Source organism: Ensifer sp. BR816 (assembly GCF_000378985.1).
In the GTDB taxonomy this organism is placed as follows: Bacteria; Pseudomonadota; Alphaproteobacteria; order Rhizobiales; family Rhizobiaceae; genus Sinorhizobium.
On record NZ_KB905370.1, the window covers coordinates 1,709,891 to 1,735,331 of the forward strand.

Consider the following 25,441-nt stretch of genomic DNA (forward strand, 5'->3'; position numbering starts at 1 on the left):
TCACAGTCCGGTTTCGATCTGGGCCGCGACACCCGTCGCCGCGGCCTTGACCACGGCGAGGCCCGTGGCAAGCGACCAGACGCCGTCCTCGCCCGTCGCCGAGGGCCGGCCGTTTCCTTCGATCGCGGCATGAAAGGCTTCGAGGCCCGTCTCGTAGAGATTGCGGTGGTCGAGCGGCAGTTCGACCTCACCCTCTTCGTTCCTGAGCGTCACGGTGCCGACCGGGCGCTGGGTCATCACGTTGCGGCCGATCAGCGAACCGTCGGTGCCATGCACTTCGAGGCCGGTCTCGGCGTATTTCGTCGTGAAGGCATCGTGGAATTGCGCGATCACGCCGGAGCGGAAGCGTAAGACGCCCATGACGCCGTCCTCGAGCCCCTCCTTGCCCATGCCGGCGGCATGGCTGATCGCCACCGCCTCGATCGGGTCGTCGTCGAGAATGAAGCGCAGCGTATCGGCATCGTGAACGGTGATGTCGAGGATGACGCCGCCGCCGGCTTCCGGCTTGTCGAGCCGCCAGCCCTGCAGATGCGGCGGCAGGTAAACGGCGTGGAATACGCGCGCCGCAATCGGCCTGCCGATCCGGCCCGCGGCGATCGCCTCGCGCATCGCCCGGTGCGTGGCGGCATTGCGCAAATGATGATTGGTGCCGAGCTGGACACCAGCCTCGCACGCCTTCAGCACCATTTCGCAGCCGTCGTTGAGGTTCATCGCCAGCGGCTTCTCGCAGAGAACATGTTTGCCGGCGTGAATCGCCGCGAGCGCCTGGTCGTGATGAAGCTCGTTGGTCGTCGAGATATAGACCGCATCGACGTCGGGATCGCCGACAAGGTCGTCGAGGCTGGCAACCGCCTTGGCGATGCCGTTTTCCGCGGCATAGGCCTGCCCACGCTCCTCACTCGAACTCATCACCGAGACGATCTCGCCGTCGGCGGCGCGGATCGCGCCGATCACCCATTCGCGCGCGATCGTGCTCGCGCCGATCAATCCCCATCGGATCATGACGATATCTCCTTCACTCTGCGTTCGACGGTGCCGCCGCAGCTTTGGCGAACGACGAGCCGCACCGGACTGACGATCGCTTCCGGCTCGGCCCGTCCCGCATTGATCTGTTTCAGCAGCAATTGCGCTGCGCGATCACCCATGCCCTGCGGATCGACCGAGACCGTGGTCAGCGCTGGCACCGCGGTCTTTGCTTCGATCACGTCGTCGAAACCGATCACCGCGAAGTCCGCACCCGGCTCCAGCCGCCGTGCCCGAAGCCCGTCGCAAACGCCGAAGGCGACCGCGTCGTTGAAGCAGAGTGCGGCGGTCGGCCGTTCCTTCAGCATCATCGCCTGCTCGATCGCCGTGACCCCGCCGGCGCGCGACGGTGCCGAGCCGATGATGAGTTCGTCGGGGGTCGGCATTCCCGCCTCGCGAAGCGCATCGCGATAACCGCGCATGCGCGCCTCGAAGACGGCGGTGTCCGGGAAACCACCGAGAAAGGCGATGCGGCGATGGCCGCGCTCGATCAGATGGCGAACAGCGGCCATGGCGCCGGCATGATTGTCGGAAATCAGCGACGACACGCCCGCTTCCGCAATGTCGCGCACGACGAGAACCACCGGAATGCCGCTGGCAACCAATGGCGCGAGATCGCGGACTTCCGTGCCGCGCGCCGGCGAGATGATCAGACCGGAGACGCCATGCTCGCGCATCGAGGCGATGACCTCGCGCTGGCGCTCGATCTTTTCGCCGGTATTGGCAAGGAACTGCACGAAGCCGGCGGACTGCACCACGGCATCGACGCCGACGGCAAGCTCCGCGAAGAAGCTGTTCGTCAGGTCGTTGACGACGATGCCGATGATCTTCGACTTCGCCTGGCGCAGATTGGCGGCGCTGCGATTGTAGACATAGCCGAGCTCGCGGATCACCGCATTCACCTTCGCCCGCGTCGTCTCGTTGACCAGCGAACTCCCCTGCAGGACGAGCGACACGGTCGACTTCGACACGCCGGCGGCGCGCGCTATGTCGACAACCGTCACCCGCTCCTTCGCCATCACAGTCCTCCCACTGGCATTTTGTTTGCTGCATCCTTAATAATTGGAACGTTCCAAGTTCGTCAAGAGGTTTACGTTCACTTTTTTCTGGCTATGACGGTTCGGCAGGAAGTCGATCGATCACACGGTTTCTTGGATAAAAATGCATTTTTCCAGCATATTAGGTGATTTCCGCATCCACAAACCTTCAGGCGGTGCGCCGTGCGCATCGGCAAGCGTCAATATTTTTCCACCTTGCAATTTGGAACGATCTAAATTATTCGATGCCGCACATTTGAGGAGGATCAATGCCGATGACCAGTCTTTTGCTGCCGCGCCAGGACGGCTCGCTCGAACACTATACGCTCCAGGGAACGCCGATTGCCCGGCCAGCCACGGTGCCGACCTTCAACCGTATCGCCTATGCGGCCGCACATGTCGTTTCCGACCCGCTGCGCGACGCCGATCCGTGGGGCAATCCGGCGATCGACTGGGAAGCGACGATGGCCTTCCGCCATCATCTGTGGAGCCTCGGCTTCAAGATCGCCGAGGCGATGGACACCGCCCAGCGCGGCATGGGGCTTTCCTGGGCGGGCGCCCGGGAACTGATCCGCCGTTCGCTTGCCGAGGCGCGCAGCGTTCCCGGCGCCGACCTCGCCTGTGGCGCCGGCACCGACCATCTCGCTGCCGCGGACGCACAGTCGATCGACGACGTCATCGCCGCCTATGAGGAGCAGATCGGTTTCGTCGAGGGCGAGGGCGGCCGGGCGATCATGATGGCGAGCCGGGCGCTCGCCCGCGTCGGGCGCTCCGGGGACGACTACCGGCGCGTCTACGGCCATATCCTCGCCCAGGCGAAGGACAAGGTCGTGCTGCATTGGCTGGGGGACATGTTCGACCCGCAGCTCAAAGGCTATTGGGGCTCCGAAAATTTCGAGGAGGCGCTCGAAACCGTGCTGTCGATCATCGGCGAGAGCAGCGCCAAGGTCGAAGGCATCAAGATCTCGCTGCTCGACAACGCCAAGGAAGTGGCGCTGCGCGACCGGCTGCCGGAGGGCGTGCTCTGCTTCACCGGCGACGACTTCAACTATGCGGAACTGATCGAGGGCGACGGCAGAAAATACAGCGATGCGCTGCTCGGCATCTTCGACGCCGTCGCGCCATCTGCCTCCAAGGCGCTCGCTGCTCTGGCGGCCGGCGATATCACCACCTTCCGCGGCGTCATCGAGCCGACGGTGCCCTTGTCACGCAAGATCTTCGAGGCGCCGACGCAATACTACAAGGCCGGCGTCGTCTTTCTTGCCTGGCTGAACGGCCACCAGCGCCATTTCACGCTGCCGGCCGGGCTGCAGTCGGCCCGCGGGCTCTCGCACTATGCCGACATCTTCCGCCTCGCCGACCGGGCCAATGTGCTCGACAGGCCGGAACTGGCGGCGGCGCGGATGCGCAATTTTCTCGCCGTCCTCGGTGTAGAACAGGCGGGCTAAGTGGCGGGCGAGGGCGGCGCTACGGCCGCCAGCCCCTTCTTCGCCAACATCGCATCCGGGCTCGGCAGCTTGCCGCGGAAGGCCTTGTAGGCGTCCTCCGGATCGATCGCGCCGCCGACGGAGTAGATATTGGCCTTGAGCTTCTCGGCCATTGCCGGGTCGAAGGGATCGCCGGTCTCCTCGAAGGCCGCGAAGGCGTCGGCGTCGAGCACCTCCGACCACATGTAGGAATAGTAGCCGGCCGAGTAGCCGTCTCCCGAGAAGACGTGCAGGAAATGCGGGCTGCGATGCCGCATGACGATCGAGGCCGGCAGGCCGATCCTATCGAGCGTCGCCGCTTCCAGCGCCATCGGGTCGCTGACGGGCTCAGTCGTATGATAGGCCATGTCGACGAGTGCCGACGACGTGAACTCGACCGTCGCGAAGCCGGAATTGAAGGTTCTCGCGGCCAGCACCTTGTTGAGCAGCGCCTGCGGCATCGGCTCGCCGGTCCGGTAATGCACGGCGTATGTCTTGAGGATGTCCGGCACCGTCAGCCAATGTTCATAGAGCTGCGACGGCAGTTCGACGAAGTCGCGCGAAACGCCCGTGCCCGACACCGAGGGATAGGTGACGTTGGACAGCATGCCGTGGAGCGCGTGGCCGAACTCGTGGAAGAGGGTACGTGCATCATCTATGGAGAGCAGCGCCGGCTTGCCGTCGGCGGGTTTCGCGAAATTGCAGACATTGTAGACGATCGGGATTTCGCCGACCGCACCGTTCTTCAGCTTCAGCTTGTGCTGCGACTGGAAGGAACTCATCCAGGCGCCGGAGCGCTTCGAAGAGCGGGCGAAATAGTCGCCGAGGAAGAGTGCAACGAGCTTGCCAGCCGCGTCGCGAATCTCGAAAACGCGAACGTCCGGATGGTAGGCGGCGATGCCCTTCTTTTCCGTTGCGGTGATGCCGAAGAGCCGGCCCGCGACGTCGAAGCAGGCATTGATGATCTTTTCGAGCTGCAGATAGGGTTTCAGCTCGCTTTCCGAAAAGTTGAATTTTTCCGCCCGCAGCTTTTCGGCGTAATGCCGCCAGTCCCAGGGCATGACCTTGTGATTGCGCCCCTCGGCGACGACGAGCTTGGCAAGCTCCGCCTCCTCCTCGCGGGCGCGCGCCACCGCCTTCTCCCAGACCTGCATCAGCAGGCCGTTCACGGCCTCGGGCGTCTTCGCCATCGTGTCGTCGAGCTTCAGCGCCGCATAATTCGCATAGCCGAGCAACTTCGCCTTTTCCGCCCTGAGCGAAAGCGTTTCCGCGATGATGCCGCGATTGTCGGTCTCGCCGCCGTTTTCACCACGCGCCGTCCAGGCCCTGAACGCCTGTTCGCGCAGTTCCCGGTTTTCCGAGAAGGTCAGGAACGGCTCGATGATCGAGCGCGACAGCGTGACCGCATATTTTCCGTCCACGCCCCGGTCGCGCGCCTGGGCCGCCATCGCGTCCCTCAGGAAGTCCGGAAGCCCGGCCAGTTCCGCCTCGCTTGCGAGCAGCAACGCCCAGCTCTTCTCGTCGGCCAGCACATTCTGGCCGAATTTCGCGCCGAGCCCGGCGAGCGTCTCGTTGATCGCCGCCAGCCGCTCCTGGTCGGGCTTGGCAAGCCTGGCGCCGGATTTCACGAAACCCTTCCAGTGCCGCTCGAGCACGCGCGTCGCCTCGAGATCGAGGCCAAGCGCCTCCCGCGTCTCCCACAGCGTATCAATGCGGCTGAAAAGCGCCGGATTCGTGCCTATCTTCGAATAGTGGCGCGACATCTTCGGCGCGATGTCGCGTTCGAGCGCCTGGATCACTTCGTTGGTATGGGCACCTGCCTTGCTCCAGAACAGCGCCGAAACGCGCGATAGCTCGTCTCCGGCGATCTCCAGCGCGACGACGGTGTTCTCGAAGGTCGGCGGCTCCGGATTGTTGGCGATCGCGTCGATCTCCGCCTCGTGGCTTGCGAGGGCTGCATCGAAGGCGGGCGCGAAATCCGCGTCCTTCACCGCCTCGAACCGAGGCAGGCCCTCGTGTCCGGTCCAGTCTACCAGGGCGGGATTAAGCGAAGCGCTTGAAGTCATGGGAGATCCTTTCGCATGCAGCACCGGCAGAGCCGGCGCAGTCACATTCATGATGGCGACGTTTGAGGTGGTCGGGCAGGGGGCGGTCGTCAAGGCTTGCGAAGGCCGAAAAGGCCAGGCGCCGCATGCCAGATCGCCTGCACCGCAAAGCCGATGAACAGCAACCCCGACAGCCGGACGATGGTGAGCTCATGGCGGCGATAGAAGCGACGCACGACCGAGGCGCCGATGATCGCGATCAGGATCACGTCGGCGATCAGGAAGCCGATGAGCGAGACGGCGAGCAGCATTGGTAGCGCATTGAATTCCAGCGCATTGGCGGAACCGGCGAGCAGCGCCGTGAAGGTCGCGAGCGCGACCGGGTAGCCCTTGGGATTGGTGAGCCCGAAGATCAGCCCGCGGCGGAGCGGCCGCTCGACCGTCAGGAGCGCCCGGTTCTCGCCCCTCGGCCGGGCATTGAGCGCCGTCCAGCCGATCCAGGCGAGATAGCCGCCGCAAAAGAGGCCGAGGACGTCGAAGAGCGCGGTACCGATCGACCGCGCACCGACGATGGCAACGAGCGCCAGCGTCGACCAGAGGATATCGCCGGCGAGATGACCGCCCATGAACAGGGCGCCGGCCTTTCGGCCCTGGCCGGCGCCGATGCCGAGAAGCGCCAGGAAGGCGGGACCGGGGATCAGCGTATAGGACAGCGCGGCGAGGAAGGCACCGACAAGAAGCGTCTCGGACATCTCGAATCCCCCAAGGTGAAGTCGAGCCATTCGAGCGTTCGCGGGTGGGGCCGTCAAGCGGAAACACCGGGCGGCGGATACGACCGGTCGCTGTCGCCACTTGGCGTCAACCCCGTTGCGAAGGCTTGCGGAAGGTGAAGAGGTTGATCGTGTCGCGGATCAGCTCCGCGATGGCCCGAACGAATTTGCGCATAGGTATCCCTCAGCGCTCCGGGAACCGGGCGATCGGTTCCACGGCGGCTATTTTCTCATGGGAAGGCTCAGGCATCTGTTTCGCCGGGAACCGAACGCACCGCGCACAAATCTTTCGCCGCCGCGATTTCCCTCGATACGAAGTTGCGCTAAGAACGCGGCCCAGTTTCCCCTCCTCGAGAAGGACTTTCCATGACTGTGCGCAATCTCTTCCTTCTGCCCGGCGACGGCATCGGCCCGGAAGCCATGGCGGAAGTCCGCAAAATCATCGCTTACATGAACGCCGAGCAGGGCGCCGGCTTCGTGACGGACGAGGGGCTTGTGGGTGGATCCGCCTATGACGCCCATGGCGCGGCGATCTCGGAAGACGACATGGCGAAGGCCCTTGCCGCCGATGCCGTGCTTTTCGGCGCGGTCGGCGGCCCGAAATGGGACGCGGTTCCCTATGAGGTGCGGCCGGAAGCCGGCCTGCTGCGGCTGCGCAAGGATCTGGAACTCTTTGCCAATTTGCGGCCCGCCATCTGCTACCCGGCCCTTGCCAACGCCTCGTCGCTGAAGGCCGAACTGGTCGAGGGTCTCGACATCCTGATCGTCCGCGAGTTGACCGGCGGCGTCTATTTCGGCGAGCCGAAGGAGATCATCGACCTCGGCAACGGCCAGAAGCGCGGCATCGACACCCAGGTCTACGACACCTACGAGATCGAGCGCATCGCCGGCGTCGCCTTCGAGCTGGCGCGCACCCGCAACAACCGCGTCTGCTCGATGGAAAAGCGCAATGTCATGAAGTCGGGCGTGCTCTGGAACCAGGTGGTTACCGAGACGCACAAGGCGAAATATTCCGACGTTCAGCTAGAGCACATGCTGGCCGATGCCGGCGGCATGCAGCTGGTACGCCAGCCGAAGCAGTTCGACGTGATCGTCACCGACAACCTGTTCGGCGACATGCTCTCGGACGTCGCGGCGATGCTGACCGGCTCGCTCGGCATGCTGCCCTCGGCCTCGCTCGGCGCACCGGACGCCAAGACCGGCAAGCGCAAGGCGCTCTACGAGCCGGTGCACGGTTCGGCGCCGGACATCGCCGGCAAGGGCATCGCCAACCCGATCGCCATGATCGCCTCCTTCGCCATGTGCCTGCGTTACTCCTTCAACCTGGTGAAGGAAGCCGACAATCTGGAGAGGGCGATCGCCAACGTCCTCGACAAGGGCATCCGCACCGGCGACATCATGGCGGAAGGCTGCCGCCAGGTCGGCACCGTCGAGATGGGCGACGCCATTCTCGCCGAGTTCAAGGCGCTCTCGGCCTGATCGGCCGCCGGAACAGCGCCGACTGCCTGAACAAGCACACTTCCGGACGCAATCCGGAGGTGTTTTCTTTGGAATCCCTTGATTTTTCCGCGTTCGTTTTCACATGCAGGAAAGCGACAGGAAAGACCGACATGAACCAACCGCTTGCCTCCACAGGCTGGATCCTTCTGACGACGATCGTTCTCGTCCTGGCCCTTGTTCCCTTCGATCCGCATCTGTCGGAATGGGCGCGCGGCCTGCCGGACGAGATCGTCGACTTCAACCGGACGATCACCGATTTCGGCACCTTCGCCTGGATGCTCTATACATCCGCAACCCTGCTCCTGATCGCCTTCGTCGTACGGCGCGCATCGCAGCGCGACACGGTCCGGCAGCGGGCGCGCGCCGCGCGCAACCTGTCCGCCTATTTCCTGCTGACGATCGCCACGGCGAGCGTTCTGGTTCACGGCCTGAAGCTGGTGATCGGCCGCGCCCGCCCCGAACTCTTCGCCGACTACGGCGCTTACAGCCTGGCGCCCTTTACCGGCGACTGGCTGTTCGAGAGCTTCCCTTCGGGCCATTCGACGGCGGCCGGCGCCTTCTTCGGCGCCTTCGCAATGCTGAAGCCGGGGCTGCGGCCGCTGTTCCTGATCCTGGCGCTGCTCATCGGCGTCTCGCGCGTCATCGTCGGCGCCCACTATCCGAGCGACGTCGCCGTCGGCCTGCTGCTCGGCCTCTGGGCCGCGATGATGTGGGCCTATCTCTTCGCCAGGCGGGACTGGCTCTTCCGCCTCGATGCCGGCGGCTGGCCGGCGCCGAAGAGTGCAAGTCCCCCGCCGAAGCTCAAATAGAAGCCGGCGCGGAGGCAGCGCCCAAAGCCAAAAAAAGACGACGCGGAGGCCGGGCCCAAAGCAAAAAAAAAGCCGGCTCGGGGGCCGCGCCGGAGTCAGGAGAGCTTGTTCTGAAGCGGAGTGCGGTTTACGTCCGCACCCCGCGTCTCGAATTCGATCCGCTCAGTCCATCGCGTGGATGTCGCGGTCCTTGGTTTCCGGCAGGAACAACAGGCCGATAACCAGGGTGATGCCGGCGAAGACGATCGGGTACCAGAGGCCATAATAGATATCGCCCTTGGCCGCGCTCATCGCAAAGGCCGTTGCCGGAAGCAGGCCGCCGAACCAGCCGTTGCCGATGTGGTAGGGCAGCGACATGCCGGTGTAGCGGATGCGGGTCGGGAAGAGTTCGACCAGCAGCGCGGCGATCGGGCCGTACACCATCGTCACATAGATGACGAGGACGGTCAGGACTGCGATGATCACCGTCCAGTTGACGCGGGCCGGGTCGGCCACCATCGTGAAGGCGCCGCCCTTGTCGATCGAATAGACCGCCATCTCGGTCGCCCCGCCGACCTCTTCCTTGGTCAGCAGCTTGTCGGCAGTCAGCTTGTCGGCCGGGACCATGGCCTTTTCGCCGGCGCGGATGGCGGCCGCGTCGAGTGCCAGTTCCGGATTGGCGGCAACGAAGCCGTCGAGCTTCGATTCCGGCACCTTGGCCGTACCGCGCACCAGCGGGTAGCCCGAGGTTTGCAGCGCCATATTGACCTGCTTGTTGAACGCGGCGTCTTCGGCCTTCGCCTTGTCGCCGGCAGCAACTGCATCATAGCTGGTGATCGTCGTCTCTCCGACTTTGACGGTTGCCGGTGCGCCGGCAGCAGCCGTCGTCACCACGTCATAGGGCACGGAGTTGCGGGTGAGGAAGGCAGTCGCGATGTCGCAGGACGTCGTGAACTTCTGCACGCCGGTCGGGTTGAACTGGAAATTGCAATCTCCCGGCGCTGCGGTAACCGTGGCACGGACATTCTCCTGCGCTTCGGCAAGCGCCGGATTGCCGGCCCAGGTCAGCGCCTTGAACAGCGGGAAATAGGTGAGCATGGCAAGCAGCAGGCCGGCCATGATGATCGGCTTGCGGCCGATCTTGTCCGAAAGCCAGCCGAAGAAGACGAAAAAGCCGGTTCCGAGCAACAACGAGGCAGCCACCATCAGGTTTGCAGATTGCGGGTCAACCTTGAGGACGCCGGTGAGGAAGAACAGGGCATAGAACTGGCCGCTGTACCAGACAACGGCCTGGCCGACGACGGCACCGAAAAGCGCCAGCAGGGCAATCTTGGCATTCCCCCACTGGCCGAAGGCTTCCGTCAGCGGTGCCTTCGAGCCCTTGCCCTCTTCCTTCATCCGCTTGAAGGCGGGCGATTCGTTCATCTTCAGACGAATCCAGACGGACACGCCGAGAAGGACGCAAGAGAGCAGGAAGGGTATGCGCCAGCCCCAGGCGGCGAAGGCTTCCTTGCCGAGCACGTATTGAACCAGCAGGATGACCACCAATGACAGGAACAGCCCGAGCGTCGCCGTCGTCTGGATCCAGGAGGTGAAATAGCCGCGGCGTCCATGCGGGGCATGCTCTGCCACATAGGTGGCCGCGCCGCCGTATTCACCACCGAGCGCGAGGCCCTGCAGCAGGCGCAGGATGATCAGGATGATCGGGGCAGCGATACCGATCGAGGCCGAGCCCGGCAGCACGCCGACGAGGAACGTCGAGAGGCCCATGATCAGGATGGTGACGAGGAACGTATATTTGCGGCCGACGAGGTCGCCGAGACGCCCAAAAACCAGGGCGCCGAAGGGCCGAACCAGGAAGCCGGCGGCAAAGGCGAGCAGCGCGAAGATCGCCTGCGTCGTCGGCGGATACTGGCTGAAGAAGGTCGCGCCGATATAGAGGGCGAGCGACCCGTAAAGATAGAAATCGTACCATTCGAAGACGGTACCGAGCGACGAAGCGAAGATGACCTTCTTCTCCTCGCCGGTCATCGGACGGGCTTTTTTGATGCCGTCCGCTGTTGCGACATTTGCCATTTGATGATCCTCCACTTCAAAAGGCATATTGGAGCGTCCGTTGGATCGCTCCCGGCTCCTCCCCGAAGCCGCGAGCGTGGTACGCCTGATTGAGAGGATGTCAGAAAAGCCGTGCCCGAGGCAGAGATGCTTTCGTCCTATGACTTTCGTCTAATGCGGCGGGCGGAAAACGGTGCCCGCATCCCCCTGCAATTCAAGGCGGAGACCCCGCCGCCGGCTTGACTCTTGCCGAAAAGCCGCTAAGAGCAGCGGCGAACGAGGAAACTTGAGATGCGATCGAACAGTTCGTCCATCGCTGCGCTGCGCTTGCCGGCCCCTGCCGGGCAGGCTCGCCCTTTCTCGCTCAATCGCAAAACAACGGCCAAAACGACGACGAAAACCGTCTGACGTCTCTGGCCCTCCGCTCTCTCCCCGGTTCGGCCGGGGACAGGAACCTCGCGGACGAACCGCGCGGCTTCCGCCTCCACCAGATGAGGAGAGACAGAAAGAGAGCTTAGATCATGGGTTTCAAGATTGCAGTCGCAGGCGCCACCGGCAATGTCGGCCGGGAGATGCTGAACATCCTTTCCGAACGGGGATTTCCAGCGGAAGAGGTCGTGGCGCTCGCCTCCTCGCGCTCCGTCGGCACCGAAGTCTCCTATGGTGACAAGACGCTGAAGGTCTCCAACCTCGAAACCTATGATTTCTCCGACACGGATATTTGCCTGATGTCGGCCGGCGGCGCGGTATCGCTCAAGTACTCGCCGAAGATCGGCCAGCAGGGCTGCGTCGTCATCGACAATTCCTCGGCCTGGCGCTACGACGCCGAGGTACCGCTGATCGTGCCGGAAGTGAACGCGGATGCGGTTTCCGGATTCACCAAGAAGAACATCATCGCCAATCCGAATTGCTCGACCGCGCAGCTCGTCGTCGCGCTGAAGCCGCTGCACGACCATGCCAAGATCAAGCGTGTCGTCGTTTCCACCTACCAGTCGGTCTCCGGCGCAGGCAAGGACGGCATGGACGAACTCTTCAACCAGACGCGTGCCGTCTTCGTTGCCGATCCGATCGAGAGCAAGAAGTTCACCAAGCGGATCGCCTTCAACGTCATCCCGCACATCGACGTCTTCATGGAAGACGGCTACACCAAGGAAGAATGGAAGGTTCTCGCCGAGACCAAGAAGATGCTCGACCCGAAGATCAAGGTGACCTGCACGGCCGTGCGGGTGCCGGTCTTCATCGGCCATTCGGAATCGGTCAATATCGAGTTCGAGAACGAAATCACCGCCGACGAGGCCCGCGAGATCCTGCGCGAGGCGCCGGGTTGCCTCGTCGTCGACAAGCATGAGAACGGCGGCTATGTGACGCCTTACGAATGCGCCGGCGAAGACGCGACCTATATTTCGCGCATCCGCGAGGACGCGACCGTCGAAAACGGCCTGAATATGTGGGTCGTTTCCGACAACCTGCGCAAGGGTGCGGCGCTGAACGCCGTTCAGATCGCCGAACTGCTGGTCAATCGCGGCCTGATCAAGCCGCGCAAGCAGGCCGCCTGAAAAGGCGGCAATCGATCGCAATCGGAGCCCCGCTCGGACCGAATGGGACCTGCGGGGTTTCGCATTGAAGTCCGGAGCGGTGGATTCACGTGAAACCATCACGCGGCACGACTGCAATTCAAGGTGCTACGGCGACCATGTGTCTGAAGGACGCGACGGCGCTGTAACGGCCAAACGAGAGCGTCGACGGCACCGGCGTCTTTGAAGGCAATGTAAATCGGGCAATGACGGGGTATCTCATGCACATGGCAAAGCGCGCGGCGGCGGGGCTCGCCGCCCTCATCACAACGGCACTTCTCCCGGCCGCCTCTTTCGCGGCCCAGTGCGGCAACGACGGCAGCGGCTTTGCTGCCTGGGTGGCGGAGTTCAAACGCGAGGCCGCCGGCAGCGGCATCAGCCCGTCGGTCGTCAACCAGGCGCTTTCCAATGTCTCCTACAGCCGCGCGACGATCCGCGCCGATCGCGGCCAGAAGAGCTTCAAGCTGTCGCTCGACGCGTTCATGCAGAAGCGCGGCGGCCAGGCGATCATCTCACGCGGCCGGAAAATGCGCGCCCAGAATGCCAGGCTGTTCGAAAGCATCGAGCAGCGGTTCGGCGTACCAGCAGGTCCGCTGATCGCGATCTGGGGCATGGAAACCGGCTTCGGCTCCTTCATGGGCAAGGAGCACACGCTTTCCGCCGTCTCGACGCTCGCCTATGATTGCCGCCGCTCCGCCTATTTCACCGACCAACTCTACGCCGCACTTCAGCTCGTCCAGCGCGGCGACCTGAGCCCGGCCGCCCGCGGCGCTGCCCATGGCGAAATCGGCCAGACGCAGTTCCTGCCGTTGAACGTGCTGAAATACGGCGTCGACGGCGACGGCAATGGCCACGTCGACATGGTCCGCTCCAGGGCCGACGCGCTCGCCTCGACCGCGAACTTCCTGCGCGGCCACGGCTGGCAGCCGGGCGGCGGTTACCAGCCGGGCCAGGTGAACTACGCGGCGATCCAGGGCTGGAACGCCGCGAGCGTCTACCAGCAGGCGATCGCCATCATCGGCGCCGAGATCGACGGCGACTGATCACCCCAGTGACGATTGGAATAAAGGGCTCGCTTCGAAAGGAGCGGGCCTTTCTCTATTTACATCCCCGGACGGGCGAAATCGCCGGTCTTCGCGTCCATCACCCAGAGCTCGCCGCTCGAAATGTCGAACCAGGCACCGTGCAGGCTGAGTTTTCCCTTCGCCTCGAGAACCTGGACGCAGGGGAAAGTTCGGAGATTGGCGAGCGAGTTGCGGATCGACACGCGCTCGAGTGCCCTTTGACGCTCCGCCTGCGTCATCACGGCGTTGCTCTGGATCTGTTCCGCAGCCGGTTTCAAGAGGTTCATCCAGCGGCCGATGAAATCGCCGGGCGAGAGCGGCTCCGCGTCCGGATCGAGCGCCGCCTTGATGCCGCCGCAGCGGCCGTGCCCCATGACGACGATATCGCTGACGCGCAGCGACTGGACTGCGAATTCCAACGCCGCCGAGGTCGAATGATAGTGGCCGTCCGGCTCGTAGGGCGGCATCAGATTGGCAACGTTGCGGATGACGAACAGCTCCCCCGGGCCGCAATCGAAGATTGTTTCGGGGGCCGCCCGCGAATCGCAACAGGCGATGACCATCGTTCGGGGCTTTTGGCCTGTCTCTGCGAGGGTCTTGTAGCGTTGCTGCTGTTCGCTGAACCGGCCGTTCATGAAATTGCGATAGCCGTTCAGAAGATTTTCCGGGAAGCGCTGCATATCCATCGGTTACCTCGCTGTGATCGACAGATCAATCCATTATGAGCAGTTTCTTTTATTTCGGCCGCATCTGGCTCGGATGCACCAACCGGCGCATCTGAACCATCGCCATCGGCGTCGCCAGGCTCGATGCGTCCTTTTCGAGCGTCAGTTCGTCGGCGCCGCGCTTGCGGCTGCGCGCTATGATCTCGAACACGCTGGCGGTCGCCAGCTGCAGCGCACGTTCCTCGGAGAGCCCCTGGAGAAGCCGCGCAAGAAAGACGGCCGAAAGCAGGTCTCCGGTACCGTTGGGCGGATCGTCGATCAAACGATGCTCGGCAAGGAGCGCGTGCCGGCCGGAAAGATAGAGATTGCCGGTGCCGCCGCTCATCATCGGGATCGCGGAGGTCACCAGCACCCGGGACGGCCCGAGGCCGAGCGCGGCGTCGAGGATCGCCGCATTGGTTTCAAGCGCGGCGCCCGCCAGCCAGGCGAGCTCGAACCGGTTGGGCGTCGCCAGTGTCGCCAGCGGCAGCAGCCGGTCGCGGATGGCGGCAGCGAGCTCGACCGGCACGTAAAGGCCGGTCGCATCACCGATCACCGGGTCGCAGGCGTAGAAAAGCTCCGGATTGCGGTCCCTGAGCGCCGTGACCAGCCGGGCAACGCCTTCCGCCTGGGCAGGCGAGCCCAGGTAGCCGGACAGGATGGCGCGCACCTCGCCCGTCCAGGGGGCGCCGGCGAGATCATCGATGATCGACTGAAAATCCTGATCCGGCATCACTACCCGCGTCGAACGGCCATGGCCGGGATGCCAGGGAAGAATGACGGTCGGCAGTGCCCAGACCTGGTGGCCGAGCGTCTCCAGGGCAAACACCGCGGCGCGATTGCCGACCGTGCCGCGGACCACATGGCTGGATATGACAATGACGGCGCCGCGGGCGGCGGGTGCTTCGGACATCGGGCGGACCAATCCTTCGATTCGGCGTGTGATCGCCCGACTGTCGCAGCCCTGTCAACAGGGAGCCGGCCGTGGCGACTTTGGAGTGCTGCGGCGTTTTTATTCGTTTTCATCGTTTTTTGAGAAATTTTCGCAAAATCACGCCCGATTTAAATGGATTTAGGTCGATTCTACGTGAATTTCTCCGAAAACAGGCTCGATTTCGCCCAAATCCATCATAAAAACCATCGCCATTGACCATGGTTCTGCTAGGGTCGACTATCATTTTGGGGGAGCGAGTTCATGGGCGTGAAGCATAATCCGAAACGGGATCGTCATATTGACGCGGCCCGGGCGGCAATGACCAAGATCGGCACCGAGACTCTGCCGCCGGAAATTCTCTTCGGTGGCGCGAGCAACGACGACCTGGATCTCTATTCTCCGGACATGCTGGCGCTGACAGCCGCCCATGCCCGCCGAGAGCTCGCCCGCTGGGACGGCGGCAAACCGCAGGTTTCGGTCGAGACGGTGCCGGGCATAGCGCCGGGCGGAACCGAGGTCTCGATCATCGCCGTCACCGAACGCAACATGCCCTTCCTTTATGACTCGGTCATGGGGGAGGTGACGAGCACCCACCGCGACATTCACCTGGCAATTCATCCCATTCTGGTCACGAAACCAGGCCAACCGGCGAAACTGTTCGACCCGGACGAGGAAAGCGACCCGGCGCACCGCGTCAGCCATATCCAGATCCACCTGAGCAAGCTGGCGCCGCTCGAGGAGCGGTCGCTGAGCAAGCGCATCACCGATGTGCTCGAACAGGTCCATCAGACCGTCCACGATTGGCCGGCGATGACCGCCTTGCTCGATCAGGCCATGCGCGAACTGGAGGATTACAATGCGTCCCGCAAAAAGAGCGACCGAGACGAAGCACTCGCATTCCTTCGCTGGCTAAGGGATAACAATTTCACCTTCCTGGGAATGCGCGAATATACTTACTCCGGCAAGGGTGAGAGAGCGGCTGTCGAGCGCGGCAAGGGCCGGGGCCTCGGCATTCTTTCCAATCCGGACGTCCGCGTGCTGCGCCAGGGCAAGGACGCGGTGCTGACGACGCCCGAAATCCTCGCCTTCCTGGAAGGACCGGACTTCCTCATCGTCACCAAGGCCAATGTGAAGTCGGTCGTCCACCGCCGCGCCTATATGGATTACATCGGCGTCAAGCGCTTCGACGCCTCCGGCAACGTCGTGGGCGAGCTCCGCATCGTCGGTCTCTTCACCTCGACCGCCTATACGCGCCAGGCAGCGGAGATCCCGCTCTTGCGGCACAAGATCGAGAAGATCGTCGATCACTTCGGCTACGATCCGCAGAGCCACTCCGGCAAGATGCTGGCCAATACGCTCGAAGCCTATCCGCGCGACGATCTCTTCCAGATCGATGTCGGCGTGCTCGCCGCCTTCTGCGAGCAGATCAACGAGCTCGGCGACCGGCCGCGCATCCGCGTGCTGCCGCGCATCGACCACTTCGACCGCTTCGTGTCGGTCATCGTCTTCGTGCCGCGCGAGCAATATGATTCGGATGTCCGCGAGAAGATCGGCGATTACCTGAAGACCGTCTATGACGGCCGCGTCTCGGCCTACTATCCCGCCTTCCCCGAAGGCGGTCTCGCCCGCGTCCACTTCATCATCGGGCGCTCCGGCGGCAAGACGCCGCGCGTCCCCCAGGCGAAACTCGAGGAAGCGGTCCGCGCCATCGTCACCCGCTGGACCGACCGCTTCAACCTGCTCGCCCGCAAGGACGGTGTCGAGCTTGCGGTCGGCGAGGCCTATCAGGCCGCCTTCACGCCGGCCGAGGCCTATGCCGACCTTAGCGGCATGGCCGCCTGCCAGGCGGACGATCCGATTCGCATCTCCTTCTACCACCGGGACCGGGAAAGGCCGGACGCGCTGGAACTGAAGATCTTCCACGCCGACACTCCGGTCTCGCTCTCCCGCCGCGTGCCGCTCCTCGAAAATCTCGGCTTCCGCGTCATCAGCGAACAGACCCACGACATCGGTGTGCGCCCGCATGGGCAGGAGCCGCGCGAGGTCGTGCTGCACGACATGGAACTCATTCACCGCGACGGCCACACCGTCCACCTCGCCAGGACGGGCTCTGCCCTGGAGGAGGCTTTCCTCGCCGCCTGGAACGGCACGATCGAGGACGACAACTTCAACCGCCTGGTCATGCTCGCGGGACTTACCGCCCGCGAAGTAACGGTGCTGCGCGCCTATTCGCGCTATTTGCGCCAGGCGGGGATCACCTATTCGCAGGGCTATATCGCCGACACGCTGAACAAATATCCGGCCATTGCCGCCGATATCTTCCGCCTGTTCTCGACGCGGCTCGATCCGAAAATGGACGCCAAGGCGCGCGCGAAGAAGGTGAGCGCCCTGCTCACGGCAATCGAGGAGTCGCTCTCGGCCGTGCCGAGCCTCGACGAAGACCGGATCCTGCGCCGCTACGTCAACGTCGTCCAATCGACGCTCCGGACCAACTATTTCCAGAAGGATGCCGAGGGCCGGCCGCGCCCGGTGCTTGCCTTCAAGCTCGATCCGAAGGCGCTCGAAGGCCTGCCGGAACCGCGCCCCTTCCGCGAAATTTTCGTCTACGGCACCGAGGTCGAAGGCGTGCATCTCAGGTTCGGCAAGGTGGCGCGCGGCGGGCTGCGCTGGTCCGACCGGGCCCAGGACTACCGCACCGAGGTGCTCGGCCTCGTCAAGGCGCAGCAGGTCAAGAACGCCGTCATCGTTCCGGTCGGCGCCAAGGGCGGCTTCTATCCGAAGCAGCTCCCCGTCGGCGGCAGCCGCGACGAGATCTTCAAGGCCGGAACCGAGGCTTACAAGACCTATATCCGCACGCTGCTCTCGGTGACCGACAACATCGTCGGCCAGGAAATCGTGCCGCCTCAGGACACGCTTCGCCTCGATGGCGACGACCCCTATTTCGTCGTGGCGGCCGACAAGGGCACCGCGACCTTCTCGGATACGGCCAACGGGCTGGCGCAGGAGGCCGGCTTCTGGCTCGACGACGCCTTCGCCTCCGGCGGTTCGGCCGGTTACGACCACAAGAAGATGGGCATCACCGCGCGCGGCGCCTGGGAAGCCGTCAAGCGGCATTTCCGCGAGATGGACATCGACATCCAGACGACGCCCTTCACGGTGGCCGGCGTCGGCGACATGTCGGGCGACGTCTTTGGCAACGGCATGCTGCTTTCGGAGAAGATCCGGCTGATCGCCGCCTTCGACCATCGCGACATCTTCATCGATCCGAATCCGGATATCGATCTCTCCTTTGCCGAGCGTACGCGCATGTTCGCGCTGCCGCGCTCGAGCTGGCAGGACTATGACCGCAAGACGCTGTCGCCCGGAGCGATCATCATCTCGCGCGCCGAAAAGCTGGTCACGCTGACGCCGGAAGCAATGGCGGCGATCGGCATCGACAAGCAGAAGGCGACGCCGTTCGAGATCATGAACGCCATCCTGAAAAGTCAGGTCGACCTTCTGTGGTTCGGCGGCATCGGCACCTATGTACGCGGCAGCAACGAGACGGACGCCGAAGTCGGCGATCGCGCCAACGACCCGATCCGCGTGACCGCGGAGGAGGTGCGCGCGCGCGTCATCGGCGAGGGCGCCAATCTCGGCGTCACGCAGCGGGGACGCATCGGCTTCTCGCTCGCCGGCGGACGCTGCAATTCCGATGCGATCGACAATTCGGCCGGCGTCAATTCTTCCGACGTCGAGGTCAACATCAAGATCGCGCTCGCGTCTGCGATGCGCGACGGGCGCCTGACCCGGCCCAAGCGCAACACGCTGCTGGCGGCGATGACGGACGAGGTCGGCCACCTCGTGCTGCGCAACAACTACCAACAATCGCTGGCGATCTCGCTCACGGAAATGCAGGGTCTCGCCAACCGCACGCCGCTGGCGCGGCTGATGGCGCGGTTCGAAACCGACGGGCATCTCAACCGCAAGGTGGAGACCCTGCCGACAGAAGTGGCGATGGCCGAGCGCTACCAGGGAGGCAAGCCGCTGACGCGCCCGGAGATCGGGGTGCTGCTCTCCTATGCGAAGCTGGTACTGTTCGACGAACTGATCCAGAGCGAGCTGCCCGACGACCCCTATTTCACCGCGACGCTCGAACGCTATTTCCCGGCGAAGATGCGCAAGACCTATGGCGGGGACATCCACGGCCATCGTCTGCGCCGCGAAATCATTGCAACCGTGCTCGCCAACGAAGCGATCAACCGCGGCGGTCCCGCCTTCGTGTCGACGCTGACGGACGGAACCGGTTTCCTTTCCGCCGATGTCGTCAAGGCCGCGGTGCTGGCGCTCGACGGTTTCGACCTGCCGCGGATCTATGGAGAAATCGACGCGCTCGACAACAGGATCAGCGGCGCAGTCCAGAACAGGCTCTACCAGGAGGTCGGCCGCATCTTCGCGGTGGTCTCCGAACGGGCCTTGCGAACACGAGCGTCCGAGGGGCCGGTTGCCGACGCCGTTCAGCGGCTGCGCGACGGGCTGCAGAAGCTGCGCGGCACGATGCGCGGGGCGATTTCGAGCGAAAGCGCCGAGGAGGCCCGTCTGAAGGCAGCCGGCTTCATCGAGAGCGGCGTGCCGGCAAAGCTTGCCGAGGAAATCGCCGAACTGTCGCTGATGACGCTGGTCCCCGAGATCATGCAGATCTCCACGGTGACCGGCGAGCCGCTCAATCGCACGGCGCAAGGCTATTTCGCCGTGACCGAGACGCTACGGGTCAACCGCCTACTGGCGGCCGCCGACCGGGTGCCCGCCACCGAGCAGTTCGAGGCGATGGCGCTGACGCGCGCCGTTGCCGACATCGCCACCGCCCGCCGCGATATCACCGTCGCCGCGCTCGTCGAACAGAAGAAGGAACGCAATCCTATCCTCGCCTGGCAGGAGCAGGACCGTGAGCGTGTGGCGCGTGCAGGCGACCAGCTGAAGCTCCTGACCGAAAAGGGCGAGACGACGCTTGCCAAGATCACCGTCGCCGCAGGCCTCCTCAGCGATCTTGCACGCGGCAGGGCGAAATGACACAGTCCCTCCGGGCCGCTGGCCCGGAGGACTGATTCCGTTCCCGGATCGAGCGTGATTTCAACGCATTGGCCACCGCGCCGCTGAATGGCGCGGCTCGGCCTGATCCGGGAGGGGAGCTTGGATATTGCAGCTGGACGCGCGAAGGAGCAGCCGAAGACCACCCGTCTCGGCATTGCCGGGTGGATGCTGTTCGACTGGGCCGCTCAGCCCTTCTTCACTGTCATCACCACTTTCATCTTCGCACCCTATTTCGTTTCCCGGCTAACGGCAGATCACACGGCGGGGCAGGCGATCTGGGGCTATACGCTGACCGTTTCCGGCATCGTCATCGCCGTGCTCTCGCCGGTCCTCGGCGCCATTGCCGATGCGACTGGACCGCGCAAACCGTGGATCGGCTTCTTTGCCGCCATCAAGATCGCCTCGCTCGCCATGCTGTGGTACGCGGTACCCGGCTCGCCGCTGATCTACCCGGCGATCTTCCTGACGCTGGCAACGGTCGCGGCCGAGTTTTCGATCGTCTTCAACGATTCGATGATGCCGCGTCTCGTCGGCGAGAAAGACGTCGGGCGGATCTCGAACATCGCCTGGGGCCTTGGCTATCTCGGTGGCATGATCGTGCTTATCGGCGTCGTCGCGCTCCTTGCCGGGAATCCGGCTACCGGCAAGACGGCGCTTGGGCTCGAGCCGCTTTTCGGGCTCGACCCGGCCAAGGGCGAAGATGCGCGCATCACCGGCCCGATCTCGGCGCTCTGGTACCTTGTCTTCATCCTGCCGATGTTCCTCTTCACCCCGGATGCAGGCAAGGCGACGACGTCTCTCAGAGAGGCGACGGTCCGGGGGCTGACGGAGCTCAAGGGCACGCTCGGCGAACTCAAGGAGAGGGCGGGAATCCTGCGCTTTCTGATTGCCCGGATGATCTTCCAGGATGGCGTCAACGGCCTGCTGGCACTCGGCGGCACCTTCGCCGCCGGCATGTTCGGCTGGCAGACGATGGAACTCGGCCTCTACGGTATCATCCTCAACGTCGTCGCGATCGGCGGCTGCCTCTATGCGAGCCGCCTCGACGCGCGGCTCGGCTCGAAGAACATCGTTGTCGCCAGCCTCGTCTGCCTGACGATCGCAACGCTCGGCATCGTCTCGACCGGTCCCGGCTTTACGCTGTTCGGGCTTGTCCCGCTGCCGACCGCGGACTCGAACGGGCTCTTCGGTACCGCCGCCGAAAAGGCTTACATCCTTTACGGCCTGCTGGTCGGCATCGCCTTCGGCCCTGTCCAGGCCTCGTCGCGGTCCTATCTGGCCCGCAGCGTCTCGCCGGACGAGGCCGGACGCTATTTCGGGCTCTATGCGCTTTCCGGCCGCGCCACGTCGTTCCTGGCGCCCGCCTCGGTCGCGACCATCACCGTGATGACCGGCTCGGCACGCATCGGCATGATGGCGCTGGTCGTTTTCCTCGCCGTTGGCCTCGTCATGCTGCTGCGCACGCCCTATCCGGCGCATCGGCCGGCGTGAACGGGTTCGCCGCGCGGCACGGCAGTTTACCAAAGGCACGTCCTGCAACCCCGTTGCTACCAGACGGTTTTTGGTGGGCACCCCCTTTCCAGTCGTCATCCTCGGGCTCGACCCGAGGATCCATGCGCAAGCGCTGCACCGGAGGAAAGCGAGAGGCGGTCGAGCCGCACCGAGCCGAGTGTTCAGCTTTCGGCTTGTGAGTGGATCCTCGGGTCAAGCCCTGGGCCAAGCCCGAGGATGACAAAGGGAGAGGGCGTGCCTTTCCGCCTAACCGCTCAATGCCGGAAGTGCCGCATCCCGGTGAACACCATGGCGACATCGTGCTCGTTGGCGGCGGCGATGACCTCGTCGTCGCGCATCGAGCCGCCCGGCTGGATGACGGCCGTGGCGCCGGCGGCGATCGCCGACAGGAGGCCGTCGGCGAAGGGCAGGAAGGCCTCCGAGGCGACCGCCGAGCCGCGCGTCAACGGCGTGGCAAGGCCGAGCGCCTTGGCGGCTTCCTCGGCCTTGATGGCGGCGATGCGGGCCGAATCGACGCGGCTCATCTGGCCGGCGCCGATACCGGCCGTCTGGCCGTCCTTGGCATAGACGACAGCGTTCGACTTGACGTGCTTGGCCACCTTGAAGGCGAACTTCATGTCCTCAAGTTCCTGCGCCGTCGGCGCGCGCCTGGTAACGACCTTGAGTTCCAGGTCCTCGACCATGCCGTTGTCGCGCGTCTGTACCAGCAGGCCGCCGGCGACCGTCTTGGCGGTCAGGCCGGGGGTGCGCGGATCCGGCAGGCCGCCGGCGGCCAGCAGCCTGAGGTTCGGCTTGCGGGCGATAATCGCCTTGGCCTCGTCGCTCACCGACGGTGCGATGATCACCTCGGTGAAGAGCTTGACGATCTCTTCGGCCGTTTCCGCGTCGAGTTGCTGATTGAGCGCGATGATGCCGCCGAAGGCCGAGGTCGAATCGCAGGCAAGCGCCCGGCGATAGGCTTCGGCGAGCGATGGCGCGGTGGCGACACCGCAGGGATTGGCGTGCTTGATGATCGCACAGGCCGGCGCGTTCTCCGGCAGGAACTCCGCCACGAGTTCGAAGGCCGCGTCCGTATCGTTGATATTGTTGTAGGAAAGCTGCTTGCCCTGCAGCAGCGTCGCGGTCGCGACCCCCGGCCGCTTTTCGCCGGTGACGTAGAAGCCCGCCTTCTGATGCGGGTTCTCGCCGTAGCGCATCTCCTCCTTGAGCACGCCGCCGATCGCCCGATGGCGCGGCATGGGCGTGTCAAGCGCCTCGGCGAACCAGTTGGAGATCGCCGCGTCATAGGCCGCCGTCCGGGCATAGGCCTTGGCCGCCATCTTCTGGCGGAAGACGTAGCGCGTCGTGCCATTGGCGATTTCGTCGAGCAGCGTCGCATAATCGGCCGGATCGGTGACGATCGTCACATAGGCATGGTTCTTGGCCGAGGCACGGATCATCGCCGGCCCGCCGATGTCGATATTCTCGACCGTGGTCGGATAGTCGCCGCCCTCAGCGCGAACCTCTTCGAACGGATAGAGATTGATGACGACGAGATCGATCGCCGTGATGCCATGCGCGTCCATCGCCGCCTTGTGGTCTGCGTCGTCGCGGATGGCGAGCAGGCCGCCATGGACGCCGGGATGAAGCGTCTTGACGCGGCCGTCCATGACTTCCGGAAAGCCGGTCAATTCGGATACGTCGCTGACGGGCAGGCCGGCCCCCGCCAGCGCCTTGTGCGTGCCGCCGGTCGAGACCAGCCGTACGCCCTTCTCATGCAAGGCGCAGGCGAGCTCGACGATGCCCGCCTTGTCGGACACGGAGAGGAGGGCGGTTTGGATCCGGACTTCGTCCGGAGCCGGGATCTTCTTGGAGGCGACAGCCATCAACCATGCTCCTTTGGCAGCGCCGGACGCTTGGAAAGTGGGGTGCCGGCGATTGGAATGGCTGCCCGTTAGCACAGCTTGCCAGCGGAAGGAACCTTCGCCGCCGTGAGGGGTGGAAAATAGGCTTCAGCGCAGCAGCCTACCCCTCGCGGGTCAGCGTCCACTGGATCTCCGGCTGCGCTCCGGCCGCGAAGGTGACCGTGATCTGCGACGAGGCCCGCACGCCGGAAGGGTCGGCGAAGAAGACGTCCTCCTCGATTCCCAGTTCTCCATCCCGGCAGGCAAAAAGCCAGGCCTCGCCATCGGGCGCACTCAGATAAACTTCGCTCTTGCTGCTCTGGCGCAGCCCGATCGCCGGATGAATGTGAAAGCGGGCAACGGCGACCGCCGCATCGGCGGTCTCCGGATCGCCGCCGTTTGCCCCGGTAAGCCGATCGCGTCCACGGATCAGCCGACCACCGTTCAGGACGCCGATGTCGCGCTCGTGGATCAAACCGAAGGCGGCAAGGTAGCCGTCATGGCGCGCCCGGACCGACTCGATGCGACCGGGCTCGTCGCCTCGTTCCGCCTCGACCCGCGAAACACCGCTCGTCATGATCGCGCCGAGAAAGCTTGATTGCGAAAAGCGCGAGGAGGATGTGTCGTTCAGCGTCACCGTCGAATGCGCGGCAGTGGCGCGTGCCATTTGCCGAAATCGTTCGCCGGCGAATTTCGGCGCGCCGGAATTGACGATGAGACGGTTTCGCCCCGACGACATCTCGAAGGAGAGGCAGCCGGCATGGGCGCTGCGCGACAGATCGACCGACAACGGGCGCCCGGTATCGACGATGACGACGGTTTCGCCCAGCGAGAGCCGCTCGAAATTGATATGCGGGAGCGACCGGAACGGTTCGCCCGCCGTCTCGTCATAGCGCAGCACCGAGGCGAGCTCGTGCGCCGGCACCGAGGTTGCCCCGTTGAAGAGCGCCAGCTCGCCGCTCTGATGCCGGAAGAAGCGCAAGGCCGGATACATCCGGTCGATGCCGGAGATCAGCCGCGACGGTACGTCGTGGCCGAGATTGACATAGGTCTGCCTGAGCGGCAGCAGGTCGAGCAGCAGTTCGAGGGCGGCGCGCGGATTGCGGGAGAAATGCCCGCCGTCGGGCAGAATTTGACGGTCGAGCTCCAGATCCAGACTGCGCGCCGCCCGGCGTAGTGCCGAGGGGGAGACGGGCATCGACACGGAGGCCATCGCCAGCGCTATGCGAACCCTGAGCCGCGCCTCGCCATCCGGCACGGTTTCGGCGATGTGGCGCAGATAGCGGACCTGAAAGGCGAGGCTCTTCAGGAAGCGGCGATAGAAACCATGCTCGGCATTGCGCAACGCCACCGGCGAATGCGACAGCCAGGCAATGATGCGTTGCGCGATCACATCGGCATCCCAGGAGATGCCGCCGATATTGCGGCCGTGCGTGCCCATCCAGTCGTCGAGGATCTGGCGCAGCCTGGCAAAGCCGGCCTCATCCCGGACCGCACGCATGTGGCGCAGCCAGTCGAAGGCGTGGAGCCGATTGGCAAATTCGTGCGAAGGCAGGTCGATCTCGAAGGGCGATTCGCCCTCCGTATCGAGCACCCGGCCCGCCAATGGATAGCGGCCGTGAAGAATTTCCTCCGCCACGAAGGGATCGATCGCTCTCAGATCCGTCGGCGCGACGATCAGCCGGTCCGGCGTCGATCCGGAAAAGCGCAGCGCCGACAGCCGCCCGAGCGAAAGCCGGCGCGAAAAGCGGCGCCAGCCTTCGCGCAGATACAGGTAAAGCAGCCTACGTTTACTGGAAAACAGCATCGGCGCCTGCAAATCTCTTGATTTCCGCAACGGGACCCTCGAAGCGCTTGACCAGCACCTGTCGGGATTGCGCCAGAATCGCTTTCATGGACCGGAACCGTGCCGGACGGATGATTAAATTTCTATCAATCTGCGACCATTGATAGGCGGGCAGTCCAAAAGCGTCAATTGCCACGGCGAGACAGCCTGTTGACGAGGCTTGATGATGT

17 protein-coding genes are annotated in these 25,441 nt (G+C 64.2%); 7 read left to right on the forward strand and 10 right to left on the reverse strand.

The features are described from left to right. On the reverse strand, positions 1-1,002 hold the full coding sequence (locus RHIBR816_RS0108200; RefSeq protein ID WP_018236048.1) for a Gfo/Idh/MocA family protein: 1,002 nt from the start codon (positions 1,000-1,002) through the stop codon (positions 1-3). After that, positions 999-2,042: a LacI family DNA-binding transcriptional regulator gene (locus tag RHIBR816_RS0108205; protein ID WP_018236049.1), complete on the reverse strand. Its 1,044-nt coding sequence runs from the start codon at positions 2,040-2,042 to the stop codon at positions 999-1,001. The genes RHIBR816_RS0108200 and RHIBR816_RS0108205 overlap by 4 nt, the downstream gene beginning before the upstream one ends. 293 nt (positions 2,043-2,335) lie before the next feature. Between RHIBR816_RS0108205 and RHIBR816_RS0108210 the strand changes: the two genes are divergently transcribed. Further along, the gene (locus tag RHIBR816_RS0108210; protein WP_026186763.1) at positions 2,336-3,508 is read left to right on the forward strand and encodes a dihydrodipicolinate synthase family protein; all 1,173 of its coding nucleotides are present in this window, start codon (positions 2,336-2,338) and stop codon (positions 3,506-3,508) included. Here RHIBR816_RS0108210 and RHIBR816_RS0108215 read toward each other — a convergent pair. Together RHIBR816_RS0108215 and RHIBR816_RS0108220 are read right to left on the reverse strand one after the other, a co-directional pair. Next, positions 3,505-5,592, reverse strand: coding sequence for a M3 family metallopeptidase (locus RHIBR816_RS0108215; RefSeq protein ID WP_018236051.1), 2,088 nt, complete (start codon positions 5,590-5,592; stop codon positions 3,505-3,507). The genes RHIBR816_RS0108210 and RHIBR816_RS0108215 overlap by 4 nt on opposite strands. An 89-nt stretch (positions 5,593-5,681) precedes the next feature. Then, a complete protein-coding gene (locus tag RHIBR816_RS0108220) occupies positions 5,682-6,323 on the reverse strand; it encodes a LysE family translocator (protein WP_018236052.1) in 642 nt (213 codons plus the stop codon). 384 nt (positions 6,324-6,707) lie between these two features. On the opposite strand from RHIBR816_RS0108220, the gene leuB reads away from it, so the two are divergent. Then, positions 6,708-7,820 (forward strand): 3-isopropylmalate dehydrogenase, encoded by a 1,113-nt coding sequence (leuB, locus tag RHIBR816_RS0108230; RefSeq protein ID WP_018236053.1) that lies wholly within the window; start codon positions 6,708-6,710, stop codon positions 7,818-7,820. A gap of 131 nt (positions 7,821-7,951) precedes the next feature. Continuing rightward, positions 7,952-8,650 carry a phosphatase PAP2 family protein gene (locus RHIBR816_RS0108235; protein ID WP_018236054.1) on the forward strand — a complete coding sequence of 233 codons (699 nt, stop codon included), beginning with the start codon at positions 7,952-7,954 and terminating at the stop codon, positions 8,648-8,650. A gap of 162 nt (positions 8,651-8,812) precedes the next feature. Here RHIBR816_RS0108235 and RHIBR816_RS0108240 read toward each other — a convergent pair whose 3' ends face one another. Next, positions 8,813-10,705: an MFS transporter gene (locus RHIBR816_RS0108240; RefSeq protein WP_018236055.1), complete on the reverse strand. Its 1,893-nt coding sequence runs from the start codon at positions 10,703-10,705 to the stop codon at positions 8,813-8,815. 500 nt (positions 10,706-11,205) lie between these two features. Here RHIBR816_RS0108240 and RHIBR816_RS0108250 point away from each other — a divergent pair, with 500 nt between their 5' ends. Continuing rightward, positions 11,206-12,240, forward strand: a complete 1,035-nt coding sequence (locus RHIBR816_RS0108250; RefSeq protein ID WP_018236057.1) for an aspartate-semialdehyde dehydrogenase — start codon at positions 11,206-11,208, stop codon at positions 12,238-12,240. A gap of 239 nt (positions 12,241-12,479) precedes the next feature. Next, positions 12,480-13,301 (forward strand): lytic transglycosylase domain-containing protein, encoded by an 822-nt coding sequence (locus tag RHIBR816_RS0108255; protein WP_026186764.1) that lies wholly within the window; start codon positions 12,480-12,482, stop codon positions 13,299-13,301. Positions 13,302-13,360: 59 nt separating this feature from the next. Here RHIBR816_RS0108255 and RHIBR816_RS0108260 read toward each other — a convergent pair whose 3' ends face one another. Both RHIBR816_RS0108260 and pdxY read right to left on the reverse strand, forming a co-directional pair. Continuing rightward, a complete protein-coding gene (locus RHIBR816_RS0108260; protein ID WP_018236059.1) occupies positions 13,361-14,008 on the reverse strand; it encodes a carbonic anhydrase in 648 nt (215 codons plus the stop codon). Positions 14,009-14,057: 49 nt separating this feature from the next. Further along, complete coding sequence (pdxY, locus tag RHIBR816_RS0108265; protein ID WP_018236060.1) at positions 14,058-14,939, reverse strand: pyridoxal kinase PdxY; 882 nt, start codon at positions 14,937-14,939, stop codon at positions 14,058-14,060. Positions 14,940-15,221: 282 nt separating this feature from the next. Between pdxY and RHIBR816_RS0108270 the strand changes: the two genes are divergently transcribed. After that, on the forward strand, positions 15,222-20,009 hold the full coding sequence (locus RHIBR816_RS0108270; RefSeq protein ID WP_026186765.1) for an NAD-glutamate dehydrogenase: 4,788 nt from the start codon (positions 15,222-15,224) through the stop codon (positions 20,007-20,009). Between the two features lie 120 nt (positions 20,010-20,129). Further along, positions 20,130-21,521, forward strand: a complete 1,392-nt coding sequence (locus RHIBR816_RS0108275; RefSeq protein ID WP_026186766.1) for an MFS transporter — start codon at positions 20,130-20,132, stop codon at positions 21,519-21,521. A gap of 275 nt (positions 21,522-21,796) precedes the next feature. On the opposite strand, the gene purH is transcribed toward RHIBR816_RS0108275, so the two are convergent. The 3 genes from purH to RHIBR816_RS37435 form a co-directional block, all read right to left on the reverse strand. Then, positions 21,797-23,407 (reverse strand): bifunctional phosphoribosylaminoimidazolecarboxamide formyltransferase/IMP cyclohydrolase, encoded by a 1,611-nt coding sequence (gene purH / locus RHIBR816_RS0108280; protein WP_018236063.1) that lies wholly within the window; start codon positions 23,405-23,407, stop codon positions 21,797-21,799. A 139-nt stretch (positions 23,408-23,546) separates the two neighbouring features. Next, positions 23,547-25,232, reverse strand: a complete 1,686-nt coding sequence (locus tag RHIBR816_RS0108285) for a heparinase II/III family protein (RefSeq protein WP_018236064.1) — start codon at positions 25,230-25,232, stop codon at positions 23,547-23,549. Then, positions 25,216-25,407: a hypothetical protein gene (locus RHIBR816_RS37435; protein ID WP_157628146.1), complete on the reverse strand. Its 192-nt coding sequence runs from the start codon at positions 25,405-25,407 to the stop codon at positions 25,216-25,218. Before RHIBR816_RS37435 ends, RHIBR816_RS0108285 begins: the two co-directional genes overlap by 17 nt. Positions 25,408-25,441: the final 34 nt, after the last annotated feature.